The organism is Actinokineospora sp. NBRC 105648 (assembly GCF_030269645.1).
GTDB lineage: Bacteria > Actinomycetota > Actinomycetes > Mycobacteriales > Pseudonocardiaceae > Actinokineospora.
Map to the genome: position 1 here is coordinate 206,087 of NZ_BSTR01000006.1, position 15,334 is coordinate 221,420.

12 protein-coding genes are annotated in these 15,334 nt (G+C 74.2%); 3 read left to right on the forward strand and 9 right to left on the reverse strand.

The window, feature by feature from the left end; all coding sequences use genetic code 11:
- Positions 1–48: 48 nt before the first annotated feature.
- Positions 49–1,140, forward strand: coding sequence for a prenyltransferase/squalene oxidase repeat-containing protein (locus QSK30_RS08545; RefSeq protein ID WP_285501069.1), 1,092 nt, complete (start codon positions 49–51; stop codon positions 1,138–1,140).
- The gene (locus QSK30_RS08550; RefSeq protein WP_285501071.1) at positions 1,137–2,357 is read left to right on the forward strand and encodes a multidrug effflux MFS transporter; all 1,221 of its coding nucleotides are present in this window, start codon (positions 1,137–1,139) and stop codon (positions 2,355–2,357) included. The genes QSK30_RS08545 and QSK30_RS08550 overlap by 4 nt, the downstream gene beginning before the upstream one ends.
- A 34-nt stretch (positions 2,358–2,391) precedes the next feature.
- On the opposite strand, the gene QSK30_RS08555 is transcribed toward QSK30_RS08550, so the two are convergent.
- The 6 genes from QSK30_RS08555 to QSK30_RS08580 form a co-directional block, all read right to left on the reverse strand.
- A complete protein-coding gene (locus tag QSK30_RS08555) occupies positions 2,392–3,252 on the reverse strand; it encodes a glycosyltransferase family 8 protein (RefSeq protein WP_285501073.1) in 861 nt (286 codons plus the stop codon).
- Positions 3,253–3,273: 21 nt separating this feature from the next.
- A complete protein-coding gene (locus tag QSK30_RS08560; protein ID WP_285501076.1) occupies positions 3,274–4,026 on the reverse strand; it encodes an SDR family NAD(P)-dependent oxidoreductase in 753 nt (250 codons plus the stop codon).
- Complete coding sequence (locus tag QSK30_RS08565) at positions 4,026–5,342, reverse strand: aminotransferase family protein (protein ID WP_285501078.1); 1,317 nt, start codon at positions 5,340–5,342, stop codon at positions 4,026–4,028. The genes QSK30_RS08560 and QSK30_RS08565 overlap by 1 nt, the downstream gene beginning before the upstream one ends.
- Before the next feature lie 234 nt (positions 5,343–5,576).
- The gene (locus tag QSK30_RS08570) at positions 5,577–7,577 is read right to left on the reverse strand and encodes an elongation factor G (RefSeq protein WP_285501080.1); all 2,001 of its coding nucleotides are present in this window, start codon (positions 7,575–7,577) and stop codon (positions 5,577–5,579) included.
- Positions 7,578–7,725: 148 nt separating this feature from the next.
- Positions 7,726–9,039 carry a helix-turn-helix domain-containing protein gene (locus tag QSK30_RS08575; protein WP_285501082.1) on the reverse strand — a complete coding sequence of 438 codons (1,314 nt, stop codon included), beginning with the start codon at positions 9,037–9,039 and terminating at the stop codon, positions 7,726–7,728.
- Positions 9,040–9,346: 307 nt separating this feature from the next.
- Positions 9,347–10,081 (reverse strand): class I SAM-dependent methyltransferase, encoded by a 735-nt coding sequence (locus QSK30_RS08580; protein ID WP_285501085.1) that lies wholly within the window; start codon positions 10,079–10,081, stop codon positions 9,347–9,349.
- A 328-nt stretch (positions 10,082–10,409) separates the two neighbouring features.
- Here QSK30_RS08580 and QSK30_RS08585 point away from each other — a divergent pair, with 328 nt between their 5' ends.
- The gene (locus QSK30_RS08585) at positions 10,410–11,648 is read left to right on the forward strand and encodes a helix-turn-helix domain-containing protein (protein ID WP_285501087.1); all 1,239 of its coding nucleotides are present in this window, start codon (positions 10,410–10,412) and stop codon (positions 11,646–11,648) included.
- 515 nt (positions 11,649–12,163) lie between these two features.
- Here the strand turns inward: QSK30_RS08585 and QSK30_RS08590 are convergent.
- The 3 genes from QSK30_RS08590 to QSK30_RS08600 form a co-directional block, all read right to left on the reverse strand.
- On the reverse strand, positions 12,164–12,790 hold the full coding sequence (locus QSK30_RS08590; protein WP_285501089.1) for a hypothetical protein: 627 nt from the start codon (positions 12,788–12,790) through the stop codon (positions 12,164–12,166).
- Between the two features lie 166 nt (positions 12,791–12,956).
- The gene (locus QSK30_RS08595; protein WP_285501092.1) at positions 12,957–15,023 is read right to left on the reverse strand and encodes a hypothetical protein; all 2,067 of its coding nucleotides are present in this window, start codon (positions 15,021–15,023) and stop codon (positions 12,957–12,959) included.
- 19 nt (positions 15,024–15,042) lie between these two features.
- A complete protein-coding gene (locus tag QSK30_RS08600; RefSeq protein ID WP_285501094.1) occupies positions 15,043–15,333 on the reverse strand; it encodes a hypothetical protein in 291 nt (96 codons plus the stop codon).
- Position 15,334: the final 1 nt, after the last annotated feature.

A 15,334-nucleotide genomic window follows, 5' to 3' on the forward strand; every position in this document is an offset into this window, starting at 1 on the left:
GAACCGACACCGACGACCGGGGCGCGCGTCCCCGCGGGAGGTACCGCAGTGAACCCGTCCCACCGCCGAGCGCTCGCCGACGCGATGGCCTGGGTGGCCGCCGCGCACGAGGCGACCGGTCGTCGAGGCGTCTCCGCCGGGTACGAGCTGGTGGGCGGCTGGCAGCCCACCTACCCCGAGACCAGTGGCTACCTGATCCCCACGATGCTGCGGGCCGCCGACGCCCTCGGCGACCCGGACCCGGCCGAGCGGGCCGGGGAGATCGGCGAGTGGCTGCTGGGCCTGCAGCGCCCCGACGGCGCGTTCCCCGGCGGCACCGGTACCGACGGCGACCCGGTGGTGTTCGACACCGGCCAGATCGTCCTGGGCCTGCTGGCCCGCTGGGAGCGCGACGGCGACCGGTCCGCGCTCGACGCCGCCGCCCGCGCCGTCGACTGGTTGTGCGCCCGGCAACTGCCCTCCGGGGCGTGGCTGTCGCACCTGGGCTGGGCGAACACCTACGCCACCCGGGTCACCTGGGCGGTCGCCGCGGTGTGGCGGCAGACCGGGGACCCCGCCCACCTGGCCTGCGCGCACCGCTCGCTGGACTGGGTCCTCGACCAGGTCGAACCGGACGGCTGGATCCCGCGCACCGGGTTCGACGACAGCCGCGTGCCGTGGACGCACACCACCGCCTACGCGCTGCGCGGTCTGCACCGCACCGCCGACGCGCTCGGCGACGACGAGCGCGCCGCGCGCGCCAGGGCGCCCGCCGACCGCGCCGCCCTCGGGCTCGCCGACCTGGTCTCCCCGCTGCACCCCCTGCTGCCGGGGCAGATCGGCGGCGGTTTCACCCCGGCCGCCGACTACGCCTGCCTGACCGGTGACGCCCAACTGGTCACGGTCTGGCTCGACACCGCCAAGCGCCACCGCGGCGACGAGCTGCGCGCCCGCGCCGCCGCGGTCGTCGACCGGCTGGTCGAGCTGCAGGTCCGCCAGCCGCTCGAACCGGCCGCCGTCGGCGCGCTACCGGGGTCGTGGCCGCTGTCCGGCGGGTTCGAGCCCGCCGCGTTCCCCAACTGGGCCACCAAGTTCCTGGCCGACGCGGTGCTCAACCTCGCCGAGGCGACCGGCGGCGCCGGTCTCGCGCCCGCGGCGTGAGCGGGCGGGGCGCCGCGCGCCGCACCAGACCCGCCACCGCCGCGCTGGCGCTCGTGACGGGCATCGGCCCGTTCGCGACCGACACCTACCTCGCCGCGCTGCCGGACCTGCGGCAGTCACTGCAGTCCAGCGCCACCACCGCGCAGCTGACCCTCACCGCGTTCATCGCGGGCATGGCCGTCGGGCAACTGGTGCTGGGCGCGGTCAGCGACGCCACCGGCAGGCGCAAGCTGCTGCTGATCGGCGCGCTCCTGTTCACCGCGCTCACCGCGGTCTGCGCCATCGCGCCCAACGGGGCGGTCCTGGTCGCGGCCCGGTTGGTCGCGGGCATCGCCGCGGGCGGGGGAGTGGTCATCGGGCGGGCGGTGGTGACCGACGCCCACGAGGGCACCGCCGCGGCCGCGATGTTCGGCACCCTGGCCTCGATCAGCTTCCTCGGGCCGATCGTCGCGCCCGTGCTCGGCGGCGCCATCCTCGGCGTCGGCACCTGGCGCACGGTGTTCGCCGTGCTCACCGCGCTGGGCGCGGTCATGGTCGTCGCGGTGCTGGTGGGCATCCCGGAGACGCTGCCGCCCGAGCGCAGGCACCCGCCAGGGCTGCGCCAGTACGGGGCGCGGATGGCCGATCTCGCGCGCGACTGGGGCTTCATGCGCCACGTCGCCGTCTACTGCCTGTCCGCGGCCGGGTTCTTCACCTACATCGGCGGGTCGGCCTTCGTGCTGCGCTCGGCGTTCGACGTGGGGCCGGGGCTGTACTCGGTCGTCTTCGCCTCCAACGCCGCGGCCATGGCGCTCACCGGCGTGCTGTTCCGGGTCCTGGTCGGCCGGGTCGGCGCCGAGCCGCTGCGCGCCGTCGGGGTCACCAGCGGCGCGCTGGCCTCGGTGGGGCTGCTCGCCACGGCGCTGTTCGCCCCGGGCGCGCCGGTGGCCGTGCCGTGGGTGCTGCTGTGCGTCGTGGTGGGCGGCACCGGGCTCACCGTTCCCGCCACCACCGTCCTCGCCCAGCAGGCGGGCAGGCGCGCGGCGGGGACCGCGGCGTCCCTGCAGGGCGGCTGCGGGTTCCTCGTCGGCGCGGCGATGACGCCGCTGACCGGTGTCCTCGGGAGCGGTTCGCTGCTACCGATGGCCGCCGCGATGGCGATCTTCTACGCCGCCGCCCTGGTGCTGCTGCGCGTGGTGAGCAGGCACAGCGAGCGCACAGGGGCCCCCACCCCCTGATGGGGCTCGGCAGAGTCCCATCAGGGGGTGTCCGTCAGGCCGCCGAGGACCGCGGGTACTCCGCGTCCTGGTACTCCCGGTAGAGCGCGCGCAGTGAGTTGGGCGGGAACTCGTCGTGCCACGGCTTGACCCCGCCGATGAAGTGCACCAGCCCGTCGGGCTCGGTCAGGTAGTCGAGGCGGCCGTTGCCGAACCGGCCGTGCACCGAGTGCTCGACGAGCTTGTTCCACTTCTCCGGGAACGGGACCCAGTCGCCGGAGAACAGGATGTTGAGCACGTCCTGGTCGTGGGTGCGGAACTGGTCGCCGTAGCGCCGGTACAGCTCGACCGCCCGGGCGGTCACGCCGTCCGCGCGCCAGCGGTCCACATCGATCAGCAGCACGCCGGAGTTGAAGTACCCGGGCGCCTCGGCGCCGTGGTCGCTGTAGACCGCGGTCTCGCCGAGCCGCCACGACCGCTCGCCGCCGACCTCGTTGAGCGAGGCGCCGAGGGTGCGCCCGCCCAGGTCGACGTCGAGCAGCTCGGTGAGGTCGCCGAGCACCAGGGTGTCCACGTCGAGGTAGACCGCGCGGTGCACGTCGGCGGGCAGCACGTCGCCGACGTAGAGCCTGCCCAGCGCGGACGAGGTCCAGTGCTTGATCATCTCCTGCGGCAGCCGCACCATGTCGGTCAGCCGGTGCACCAGCACGTCGCCGTGCGCGCCCACCCGCTCCGCCACCTCGGTCCGCCCCGCCGCGCTCAGGCCGCCGTCGATGATGTGGAACCGCGGCCGCGCCGCCGGGTCGCGCAGCCCGGCGCGGATCGACCTGGCCGCCACGGCGGCGGGCCGGACGTAGTTGTCGTCGATGGCGAAGACGATCTCCGCGTGCGCGCCGTGCTGCTGGGGGTTGGGCATCGTGGTCCTCCCGCATCGGTGTCACCAGGGCAGGGGGCCCCGGTCGTCGAAGAACCCGCCGCTCGGGCCGTCGTCGGGCAGGGTCGCCAGCCGGGTGATGACCCGGGCGCCCTCTGCCGCGGTCCGGGTGCCGGTGAACCCGTTCAGGTCGGTGGCGGTGAACCCCGGCGCCACCGCGTTGACCTTGATCCGGGCCAGCTCCGGGTCCCGCTCGAAGGCCTCGGCGTACTGGGCGGTGAGCATGTTCAGCGCGGCCTTGGAACTGGCGTAGGCCAGCCGCCGGGTCGGGTCGCCGGGGATCGGCTCCGGCCGCCGGGTCAGCTCGACCGACGCGGTCGTGCTGGACACGTTGACCACCCGCGGGGCCCGGGAGCGGCGCAGCAGCGGCAGCATCGCCCGGGTCACGGTGACCACGCCGAAGACGTTGGTCTCGTAGAGCGGGCGCAGGTCCTCGGCGGTGGTGTCCAGCGACAGCGGGCCGAGGAAGATCCCGGCGTTGTTGACCAGCACGTCGAGCACGCCGTGGCGGTCGTCGATGTGCTCGGCCGCGGCCCGCACGGACCCGGCGTCGGTCACGTCGAGGGTGACCGGCTCGGCCCGCACGCCCCGCGCGGCCAACTCGGCCGCCGCCCGGGCACCCCGGTCCGGGTCGCGGCTGCCCAGCAGCACGGTCAGGCCCAGCTCGGCGAGCTGGCGCACGGCCTGGAGGCCGATGCCCTTGTTGGCCCCGGTCACCAGGGCCGTGGTGGCGGTGCGCACGGCGGTCCCTCCCATCAGGCCAGCTCGGCGCGGATCAGGGACAGGGTGGCGTCGGTGATCTCGGTGGCCGCCTCGTCGTCGACGGTGAGCGGGGGCACGACCATGACCGCGTCCCCCTGCTGCCGCAGCAGCACCCCGGCGCGCCTGCCCCTGGCCAGGACCGCCGCCGCGTGCTCGGCCGACGGCGTCTGCACCACCAGGATCAGGCCGAGGCCGCGGACGTCGAGGACGCCGTCGAGGTCGGACAGCGCGGCGAGCCGCCGGAGCATCCGGCCGCCCAGCTCGTCCGCGCGCTCCACCAGCCGGTCCTTCTCCAGCACGTCGAGGCAGGCCAGGGCGGCGGTGACGCCGAGCGCGTGGCCGGAGGTGGTGTGGCCGTAGCGCAGGCCGCCGACGACGGGGTCGTTGCGGAACTCGTCGTGCACCCGGGCCCGCGCGCTCACCGCGCCGATCGGCACGTAGCCGCCGCCGAGCCCCTTGCCGGAGACGAGGATGTCCGGTGCGACGTCCTCGCGCACGCAGGCGAACATGCGCCCGGACCGGCCGTAGGCGGTGAACACCTCGTCCAGCACGAGCAGCGCCCCCGACGCGTCGCACAGCTCGCGGACCCCGCGCAGGAACCCCTCGGGCAGCACGACACCGCCGCCGACGTTGAGGAACGGCTCCACGACGACCGCCAGCGGCGGGCCGTCGGGGTGGTCGTTGACGGCCCGGTCGAAGGCGGCGAGCAGCGGGGCCAGCGCCGCTGGCCGTCGCACGTCCTCGGTCGCGCACGGCAGGTCCACCATGGTGACGGGCAGCGGCGGCGACAGCGGGTTCTGGTTGCGCGGCAACGCCGAGAGGCTCCGGGACACCATCGTCGCACCCTGGTAGCCGCGGGCCAGCGACACCACCCGCGTGCGGTTCTCCCCCCGGTAGGACGACCAGCAGGCGGCCATGATCATCGCCGCCTCGACGCCCTCGGACCCGCTGTTGACGAACAGCGTCTTGGCCATGCCCGCGGGCAGGTGGCCCGCCAGCCGCTCGGCCAGCAGGCCCGCTCGGTCGTGGGTGGCCGTGGCGAGGTCGAAGTGGTGCAGCCGGTCGAGCTGCGCGGTGAGCGCGGCGACGACCTCCGGGTGGCGGTAGCCGCAGGTGGAGTTCAGCGACCCGGCGTCGAGGTACTCGCGGCCGTCGACGTCCCACACCCGGTGCCCCTCGCCGCGGACCACCATCAGCTCGGTCCGGTCGGCGTCGATCGGTGACCAGGTGTGCCAGACGTGCGCCCGGTCGCGGGCCCTGGCCGCGCTCGCCCGAGCGGTGCTGGTCAGCGGATCGGCGGTGTCCCTCACGCGTGCTCCCGGTGCTCGCCGGACCTGGGGGCCACCGGCCCAGCCGGTCCGAGTGCGGTCGTTGTGCCAGCGATCTGCCTCCACCTTGCCACACTGGCAGCGCCTATGCCAGCGATGATGCCCTCATCTCGGCCGAGGGCTGCCCAATTTTGGCAACATGAGATGCATGAATTGCCAAGAGGAAGGGCTGGATCTCGCCGGAGGACTCAAGGCGAAGCCGGCCGCCGTGGTCGGTCACACGCGGCGCAGGGTGCGCAGCAGGTATTCCTCGCGGTTGAGCGGGTTGTCGTCGGTCCGCGCGCGGCGGGGCGCCTCGCCGGTCACCGGCCGGTGGTGGTCGAACACGGCTTCCAGCAGGCCCTCGCCCCTGGTGAGCGAGGGGAGCGACACCCGCAGCTCGTGCACCCGGGCCGCGGGCAGCACCCCGGTCACCACGGTGGCCGAACCCGCGGGCTCGGTCGCGTCCGGGATCCCGCCGAGGCGCGTCAGGACCGGGAGGACGGCGTCGACCGCGTCCGGCGGGAGCTCCAACCGGAACCGGTCCACCGGCTCGTGCACGGTCGTCCCGGCCTCGCGCAGCGCCGCCATCAGCACCAGCGGCGCCAGGTCGCGGAAGTCGCCCGCCGTGCTGGACATGCTCTTGTCGAACGTCCCGTGCGAATGGCTCTGCCTGGCCCAGTAGCCCGAGTGCGTCATGGTCACCGCGCAGTCGCGCACCCGCCACCCGCACAGACCCTCGGCGAGCGTGGCGCGCACCGACTCCTCGACCGCCCGGAAGAACGCCGCGGGCATCGATCCCAGCTCCACCCCGAGGCCGAACACCACCCCGGACCCGGTCGGCGCGGGGTCGACCCGCAGCCCCACCGTGGCCAGGAACGGGTTCGGCGGCACCCCGATCAGCTCGACGGCCGACCCGCTGCCGGTGGGCCGCTCCAGGCAGATCGTGGTCGTGGGGGCGAAGGTCACCGCCACCCCGTGCTCCTCGGCCAGGGTGGCCTCGATGACCTCCTTCTGCACCTCGCCGTAGAGGGAGAGCGCGATCTCCTCGCGCACCCCGTCGTGCCGCAGGTTGATCAGCGGGTCCTGCTCGGCCAGCAGGCTCAGCGCGGCGTGCGCGGCGCCCCGGTCGGCCGGGTCCACCGGCGACACGACGGTCTCCAGCGTCGGCGGGGGGAACTCCCCGTCCGCCGACGCGCCCGGCGCCGGGTCGCCGACCGGGTCGCCGACGCGCACGTTCGCCAGCCCGCGAACGGTGCCGATCTGACCCGCCACCAGGGCGTCCGAGCGGGTGGCCACGCCACGGTCGAACACCGTGAGGGCGGTGACCCGGTCCTCGACCCGCGCCCCGGCCCTGGTCCGCAGCCGCACCCGGTCCCGCACGCGCAGGGTCCCGTCGAACATCCGCACGTGCGCGATCCGCTCACCCGCCGGCCCGCGCTCGATCTTGAACACCGTGCCGGACGCCGGGTTGCCGGGTTCGCCGCCCGCCACCGGCAGCAGCCCGGCGATCCCGTCGAGCAGCGCGTCCACCCCGGCGCCGGTGATCGCCGAGCCGAAGTACACCGGGTGCGCCGCGCCGCTCGCGGTCTGCTCGGCCAGTGCGCGCAGCAGCAGGTCCGGGTCGGCGGTGCCGCCGCCGCGCACGGCGGCGGCGAGCAGCCGGTCGTCCGCGCGGGTCAGCAGGTCGGTGGCCGGTTCGGCGAAGACCGGGTCGTCCAGCCGGTACGGGGTGAACGCCGCCGCCGGGGTGCCGGGCCCGCTCGCGGCGCCCATCGGCACCGCGTCGGCGCCGAGCTTCTCGGCGATGCCGCGCAGCACCCGGTCGGGGTCGGCGCCGCGGCGGTCGAGCTTGTTGACGAACAGCAGCGTGGGGATGCCGAGCCTGCGCAGGGCGCGGGCGAGCACCCTGGTCTGCCCCTGCACGCCCTCGACCGCCGAGATCACCAGCACCGCGCCGTCGAGGACGCCGAGCACCCGCTCCACCTCGGCGATGAAGTCGGAGTGCCCGGGGGTGTCGATGAGGTTGACCGTGCGCCCGCCCGCGCTGAAGGAGGCCACGGCGGACCGGATGGTGATGCCCCGGCGGCGTTCCAGCTCCATCGTGTCGGTCTGGGTGCTGCCCTCGTCCACGCTGCCCACCTCGTCGATGACACCGGTGCGGTGCAGCAGCCGTTCGGTCAGGCTGGTCTTGCCCGCGTCCACGTGGGCGAGGATGCCGAGGTTGAGGACCGTCATTCCGGGGCGCCTCCGGGGGTCGACTGCCGGCGACGTTACCCGAGTGTGCCCGGCCGGGCAGCCCAATTGTGCCCGGCATCCGGCAAGGTGGTGTGCCGATGTTGCCAACGCCGGGTGGTCGCCCGGGCAGGCCGCCCGGGGCCGCCGGTCAGCCCGCGCCGGTGTTCTGACCGGTCAGCTGCGGTCCCGGTTCGACGGCGGGATCCGCGGCCGCGGGCAGGCCGTAGACCTTCGCCAGCGTCTTGGCCAGGCCGCGCCACACCTCGGCGGCCAGCTCGACGTTGCGCGCCTGCTGGGCCTGCCCGGCGAGGTCGTGCATCAGCGCCGTACCCGCCTCGACGCGGCCGTCGAGCAGCATGAGGCTGCCGCGCAGCGCCTGGAACCGGATCCGGTCGCGGAAGGACAGCAGGAGGTCGTCCGCGGCCACGGCCGCGCACAGCGCCGCCGCCTCCTCCAGCCGGTCCTCGGCGAAGGCCAGCTGCGCCAGCAGGACGCGCAACTGCTGCTGGTGCAGCTCCGAACCGACGCGGGTGACCACGGGTTCGACCTCGGCGATGACCGCGCGGACCCGGTCGGTCCGCGGTTGCGCCGTCTGCAGGTGCAGCGAGGCTGCGGCCAGCCGCAGGCGCACCCACAGCGTCAGGTCGCGGTGGCTGTCGAGCTCCTCCAGCGCGCGGTCCAGCGCCCGCTGCGCGTTGGCGTGGTCGCCCTGGCGGATGTGCACCGTGGCCGACGCCCACAGGGCCTCGACCAGCCGCTTGCCGCGGGCGTCCTCGGTCAGCGCGCACAGCTCGTCGGCGTGCGCGCGGGCCTCGCCGAGCACGCCCGCCTCCGCCTCCGCGGAGATGAGCGCGTGCAGGGCGGCAGCCCGGTCGTCCACCGGCAGCTCCGCGGCCAGCTCGTGCGCCTCTTGGGCGAGCCTGCGCGCGGCGCCGGTGTCGCCGAGCAGGCGCAGGCAGCGGGACCGGCGGGTGCGTCCCCTGGCCCGCAGCTCCTGGGACGCCAGCTCGTCGCTGAGGGACACCAGCTCGGCCAGGAGGGTGTTCTCCTCGTCGTAGCGGCTCTGCTGGCTGCGGATGCCCGCCAGCAGCCACAGCGCCTGCCAGCGCAGGGCGCTGTCCTGGCTCTCCTCGGCCGCCAGCGCCTCTTGCAGCACCTCGGCCACGCCGTCGTCGGCGACCGGCTGCGCGCCGCCCGCGCCGGTGCCCATCGCCGAGGTCACCGCGGCGAGGACCTGGGCCAGCGAGAGGGCTCGCGGCCGGTCGTCGCCCTCGAACGCCGAGAGCGGCACGCCGAGCCGGGCGGACAGGTGCACGAGCACCCGCTCGGTGGGCTGGCGCGCCCCGGACTCCAAGCGCGAGAGGTAGCCGGTGGACAGACCCCCTTCGGCCAACGCCGCCTGGGACAGCCCGCGCTCCAGGCGGAGAGCTCGCAGCCGTGGGCCGAATGTCGGGTTGTCCATGGATCCTCCTTCGCGCTTTCCCCCTTGCCTGCTCTGCCGCTCGAACCGGTTCGCGCCGCACGGCGATCGCGCGGTGCCCGCGGTTGCCGACCCCATCATCGCGTGAGCGAAGCCTGTTGGCAACGAGTTGTCAACAACAGTACTGCACCTTGCTCGGGCGGTGTCGCGGATGGACTCCAGCGTGTCCCCATCGCCCGCTCCCGCCGTGGGTGGGCGGGGCTGCCCGCGAGCGGTGCCGCGGTCGCCGCTCCCCGATCGGTTCGGGCAGGCGCCGACCGTGTTGCCTGCCGAGGCAACACGGTCGGCCTCACGGCTTGCGGTAGACGGAGACGTGGTCCCGGCTGTCCGCGCCGAACGCGCGGCGGTCCCAACCGGCGTACCGCGCGGCCAACCGCAGCCCCTCGAGCTCGGCCATGAGGTCCAGCTCCGCGGGCCAGCAGTACCGCTCCGAGTGCGCCCGCAGCCGCACCCCGCCGCGCTCGTCGATGAAGATCTTCTGGCTGACGAAGGTCTGCGTGGACAGGTCGAACCGGTAGGCCTCCAGGGCGACCCGGTCGTCGAGGACCCGGATCGCCCGGACGTGCTCGCCGCGCGGGTAGGCCGACGGGTCCGGCACGTAGCACTCGAGCACCAGCGCCCCACCGGGGGCGAGCACGCGGGTGGCGTTGCGCAGGCACCGCCGTTGCCGAGCCGGGTCGGTCAGGTTGAAGAAGGTGTTGAACAGCAGGTACACCACGTCGAACGGCCCGGTCAGCGCGATGTCGGCCATGTCGCCGACGATGGTGGGGATGTCTCGCCCGCCCGGCTTCTCGCGCATCTTGGCCACCATCTCGGCCGAGCCCTCCAGGGCACTGACGCGCACGCCGCGCGCGGCCAGCGGCACGGTCACCCGGCCGGTGCCGCTGGCCAGTTCCAGGACCCGGCCCGCGCCCGCCAGCTCGGCGAGGAAGTCCACCGCCGGTCCCGGGTCGGTCTCGCAGATGTCGTCGTAGTCGTCGGCCCACTGCTCCCCGAAGAACCCGGGGTCGTCGAACTGGGACATCGGTCCACCCTCCAGGCCGGTGGGCGGGTGTACCGGTTCCCCGCCCCGGCGGCGCGTCGGTCCACTGAGGACTTCAGGATCGGGGCGGCGGGCGGTCCGCCGACCGCGCGGACCACCACCCGGATCGGCCCCGCGGCGTGGTGCCCGCTCGCCTGTCACCCCGGTTGGCAAGGTTGGCACACAGTTGCCAGACGGTCAATCGGCCTTCGGTGTGCCGCGAACCGCGGCGTTCCGGCTTGTTGACAGGTTTGCCAACCCCCGTTGCCCTGGCCACAATGTGAGGGGGCGGTGTGTCACCCGCGACGCCCGCGCGATGGGGGAGGTGGCGGTGGAGCAGCCTGCGTTCGGTCGGCGCCTCAGGGCGGTGCGGCTGGCGAAGGGGTTGTCGCAGGCCGCGCTCGCCGCCGGGGGCATGTCCACCGGCTACCTGTCGCGGCTGGAGTCGGGGGCCCGCCCGCCGACACCCCGCGCCGTGCGGTTCCTCGCCGACCAGTTGGGCGTCCCCGCCTCCGCTTTCGACGACACGCCGCCGCCGTCGCTCTCGCACGTCCTGGCCCTCGCGGTCTCCGCGCAGGACCGGTCCGACCTCGCGGGCCCGCTCTCCGAGGCGGTGACCGGCGACGGCGGCCGGGCGGAGTTCCTCCGCTGGCAGGCGCTGTGGCGGCTGGCCGCGGTGCGCCGCGACGAGGGTGAGCGCGAACTGGAGCACGAGCTGCTGGTCGAGCTGGTCGCCCTCGGCGACCGGCTGGACACCGCCGAGCTGCGCGTCCGCGCCAGGGTGCACCTGTCGGCCTGCCTGCTGGCCCTGGACCAGGCGGACGCCGCCGCGGCCCGGGCAGCGGAGGCGCGGTCGCTGTCCGCCGCGCTCACCGTCGCGGACCAGGTCCCGGCCTGGCACGCCCTGGTGCTCGCCGAGCTGGGCGCGGGCCGGGTGTCCGAGGCGGCCCGGTACGCCGACGAGCTCCGCGCGCTGACCGAGCGGTCGCCCGCGCCGCTGGTGGTGGAGGCGCTCTGGCTGGCCGGGACCGCCCGCACGCTGCTCGGCGAGCTGGCGGTCGCCGGCGAGCTGCTGGGGCGCGCGATCGCCCGGTGCGACGGTCACGCCGACCCCGCCCAGTGGGCGCGGCTGCGGCTGGCGGCGGCGGCGGTGCACCTGCAGGCCGACCAGCCGCGCGCCGTCGAGGCCGCCGCCTGCCTGGCCGAGGCCGAGCCGATCGTGGCGCTGGCCGGTGACGACCGGGACAAGCACCAACTCGCCCTGCTGCGCGGCCACTTGGCCGTGGCGGGCGGTCAGCGGGCGGACCCGCGAGCCCTGCCCGCCCAGGTCGTCGAGCAGCCGTTGGTCCTGCCGCCGCGCGACCGGATCCAGTTCACCGCCATGCGCGCGCGGGTGCTGATCCTGTCCGGCCGGGCCCCCGAGGGCGTCCAGCTGCTGCGGGAGCTGGCCGAGCAAGCCGAACGCGCCCGCGACAGCACCCTGGCCGCCCGCATCTGGCGCGACCTGGCCACCGCCCTGGCCTGCACCGGGCACGAGCAGCCGTCCCCGTCGGCCGACGAACCGGACTGATCCCCGGCGCCGACCGGATCTTGCCAGGCTTGCCAAAAGGGTTTCCCCCGATGGCACATCGCTCTATGGTGAGAGATCCGGAAGTCGTCTCGCGCAGGAGAGTCAAGCATGTTCCCCAAGCTGACCCGGTACTTCCCCGCCTCGCCCCCGACCGGCCCCGCGGACGGGGACTCGGACATCGACTGGCCCTCGGCCACCAGGCCCGACCCCGGCCGAGAGTGACCCGCCGCCCCGCATAGCGCCACCCCTAGAGCGTTCGGTTGCGAATCGGCGCACGCCGAACGAGCCCCACGGATGCCGGAAACCGGCCACATCGCTCTCGCCCCTTGATGTCCACAAAGGACGTATGGCTCACCTTCGGCCGTCTCGCGCGTCGCGGCACAGGTTGACCGGCCCATTCCAGGAGCGCCGTCCCAGCCCGAGCAGGTAGGCCGAATCGGCCCTGGCGACCACGAGCACCGCTGCGACCAGCGACAGCGCGCAGACCCTCGCGGCGGAACCGCGCGACCGCGTGGCTAGACGTCGATGAAGACCACTTCCTCGGCTTCCGAGACCGACACGCCTGCGGCTTTGAACGCGGCCACCCAGTGCTTCATCTCGGTGCTGTGGGGGATCGCCCGCAGGCGCACCAGGTCGTCGTCGAGGACCAGGGCGCCCATGACCTCGCTGGGGGTGTGGTCGTCCTCCACGCGGCGGTAGAGGATCCGCAGCGAGGTGATGTCGCTGAACGGGACGGTCCACTGGGTGCCGTCGTGTCGGCGCAGCTCGACGTGCGTCGGTCCGACCGGGGGCACCACCCGCACCGCCACGACCTCGCGCTGGTGGCCGGTGCGCATCCACCGGATGGTCGTGGCGACCCCGCAGAAGACCAGCATGTGCGTCCCGACGTAGAGCCTCGGTTCGCGGCGGAACACCGGCGGGGACCAGAGGAGGTTGAACGGGGGGAAGCCGAACAGCAGCACCACCAGTCCCGCCGCCGCGCCCCACCACGGTCCGGCGAATCCCGCGACGGCGAAGTAGCCCACCGCGGTCGTGCCGCCGAAGATCACCGCGGCTCCGATGGCGTTGACGACCTTCATGACGGTGCTTTGGTTGGGCTTCCAGGTCCAGGCCCAGTGCACGGCCTCGTCAGGCGTGGTCACGTGATCAGGTTAGGCCGACCCGGGTGGCGCGTGTGGGTGGTTTCCCTTGATGTGGAGGCGCTTCGCAGTTTGTCAGCCAAGCTGCGGATGGAGAGGGCCGGGGGTTCCCGGCCCTCTCCTCGTTCCAGTCCAGCTCGACGACACCCCGTCCCGACGGCCCCGGGTACTACCTGCGCAGGGTCAACCGGGCTGTGGCGATGTTGTTGCGGTAGTTGGGATCGCCCACCTTGATCGAGGCGCCTGCGGCGACGAGGTTCTGGGGTCCGGTCAGGTTGCGGTCGGAGATCACGGTGATGGTGTAGGTCGCCGTCGCGCCGGCGGTGAGTGACGGGCGGGAGAAGGCGACGGCGCGGTTGTTGTCGGTGAGGGTTCCGCCGCCGGGGTTGGTGATGCGTAGGCCCCTGGGTAGGGAGATGCCCGAGTAGACCGCTGTCGCGGCCGCGGGGCCGTTGTTGCGGACGGTCAGCGTCACGGTGAACGGTGCGCCGCTGGTTGCGTTGGTGGGCGCGGAGATGGTCACGGCCAGGTCGGACTTGGCCGGGCCCTGGGGTGCGGTGACCGTCCCGGTGAAGGCAACCGGGTTTGTCACCCCTGCGGCGGTGGCGCTGATGGTGATCGCGCCGGTGGTGGTGCCCGCGCTGAGTGTGGGCGAGGTGGCTTGCCCGTCGGTGGCCGTGTTCACCGTCGCGGTGGTCGTGCCGCCGGGGAAGGTGGCTGCTCCGCTTGTGACGGTGAAGGTGACCGGTGTGTCCACGGCTGGGGTTCCGGCGGTGGTGGTGACTGTGGCGACCAGAGGTGCGGCGAACGTCGTGCCCGCGGTGGCGGACTGGCCGCTACCGGAGGTCGCCGTGATGGCGGCGGGAACGGCGGCGGTGACGGTCTCGGCGAAGGTCGCCGACGTCGCGCCCGGGGTGCTGGCCGTGACGGTGACCGGTCCGGTGGTGGCGCCCGCGGTGATCGCGGGTGCGGTGGCCCGACCGTCGGCCCCGGTGGTGACCGTGGCGGTGTTGGTGTCGTCGGGGAAGGTCGCGGTGCCGTTGATGGTGAAGGTGACCGAGGTGCCTGCCGTGGGTTGACCGGAGGTGTTGGTGACGGCCGCCGCCAGCGGTGTCGGGAATCGTGTGCCCGCGGGTGTCGACTGGCCGTCACCGGCGATGGACCCGACCGCCGCGGGGCCGTTCGGTGGTGTCGGGTCGGCGATCTGGGCGAAGATCTGCCCCAGCGCGGTGGTGAAGTCCGCCTCGCTGCCGCCGGGCAGGTAGTAGTACCGGCCGCCGGTCTCGTCCGCGATGCGCTTGAGGACGACCTGGCTCGGCAACGGGCCCGCCAACGCCGACCGCGCCGCCGCCGCGCCGCAGTCGCCGGTCAGCAGGACGTTGACGCGCACGCCTGCCGCCCGCGCGGAGGCGATGATCCCGTCCACGTCACCCGCCTGGGCGGAGGCGTCGGTGGCCACGAGCATCTGCCGTTCGACGCCCGGGTCGCCGCCGAGCGCGGCCACGCCGGAGTTGATGCCGCCCAGGACGTCCTCCGGGCAGTCACCGCCACCGCCCGCGGTCAGCGCGTTGACCCACCCCAGCGCCTCGGCGCGGTCGTCGGTCGTGCCGACGTCGGTGGGGCTGTCCTTGAACGTGGTCAGGCTCCACCTGGTGTACTCGTCCTCCGGCCGCGCGGCGATGTAGGCGGACAGCGAGGTGGAGACACTGCCGATGACCCCGGCCATGGACCCGGTGTCGTCGATGACCATCGACGTCCGCTTCGGCAGGCAGTCGATCGGCCGCGGGTCCGAGTACCGCGTTCCGTAGCGCTTGGGCGTCGGCTGGCCGAGCATCTGCGAGTCGATGTCGATCCTGCCCCGGTAGGTGCCCGGCGAGCACGGGCCGACCGCGAACAGCTCGCCGCGGAACCACGTCTGCGGCAGGCCCGCGACGGTCTTGGTGACCGGCTTGCCCACCACGACCGCCTGGAAGCCCCCGGACGGGGTCTGCCGCTCCAGCGTGATGCGCGCGGTGACGGCGTACTCGCCGCCCAACGACACGCAGGTGAACCCCGCGCTCGTCTTGATGTCGACCCGGTTGAGGTTCCTCAGGTTGTAGGACGAGATGTGCGGGTGCTCCGGCAGGATCTCCGGGCAGGCGATCACGCCCACCGCGCTGGAGGTCGCCGACGCGGGCGGGGCGACGACGGCCGCCACCAGCAGCAGGCCGAGCAGCAAAGCCAGTCTCTCCTTCACGACAGCCTCCGATCTCGGGTCACTTCCGGAACGCGCCCGCGACGATGTCGGCGGCGGCCTCGATGGCGGGGAGCGGGCGACCGTGCTCGATGGCCACGATCAGGCGCTCGATGGCCTGGAGGAGGACGACCGTGGCGCCCGCGGCGGACAGCGTGGCCACCAGCCAGTGCAGGGCGGCGACCAGCCCGGCCGAGCCGATCATGCTCGCGAACTGCTGGGCCACCGACGCGGTGAGCCCCTGGTGGGCGGCCACGGCGACCGCGCCCTTGACGACGAACGCGACCTTGGCCGCGACGGCTTCGATGATCATC

Excerpts from the sequence above, each read along its gene's own strand:
- QSK30_RS08555 (WP_285501073.1), bottom strand. The coding sequence starts at position 3,252 with ATGCCCAACCCCCAGCAGCACGGCGCGCACGCGGAGATCGTCTTCGCC.
- QSK30_RS08560 (WP_285501076.1), bottom strand. The coding sequence starts at position 4,026 with ATGGGAGGGACCGCCGTGCGCACCGCCACCACGGCCCTGGTGACCGGG.
- QSK30_RS08570 (WP_285501080.1), bottom strand. The coding sequence starts at position 7,577 with ATGACGGTCCTCAACCTCGGCATCCTCGCCCACGTGGACGCGGGCAAG.
- QSK30_RS08575 (WP_285501082.1), bottom strand. The coding sequence starts at position 9,039 with ATGGACAACCCGACATTCGGCCCACGGCTGCGAGCTCTCCGCCTGGAG.
- QSK30_RS08580 (WP_285501085.1), bottom strand. The coding sequence starts at position 10,081 with ATGTCCCAGTTCGACGACCCCGGGTTCTTCGGGGAGCAGTGGGCCGAC.
- QSK30_RS08600 (WP_285501094.1), bottom strand. The coding sequence starts at position 15,333 with ATGATCATCGAAGCCGTCGCGGCCAAGGTCGCGTTCGTCGTCAAGGGC.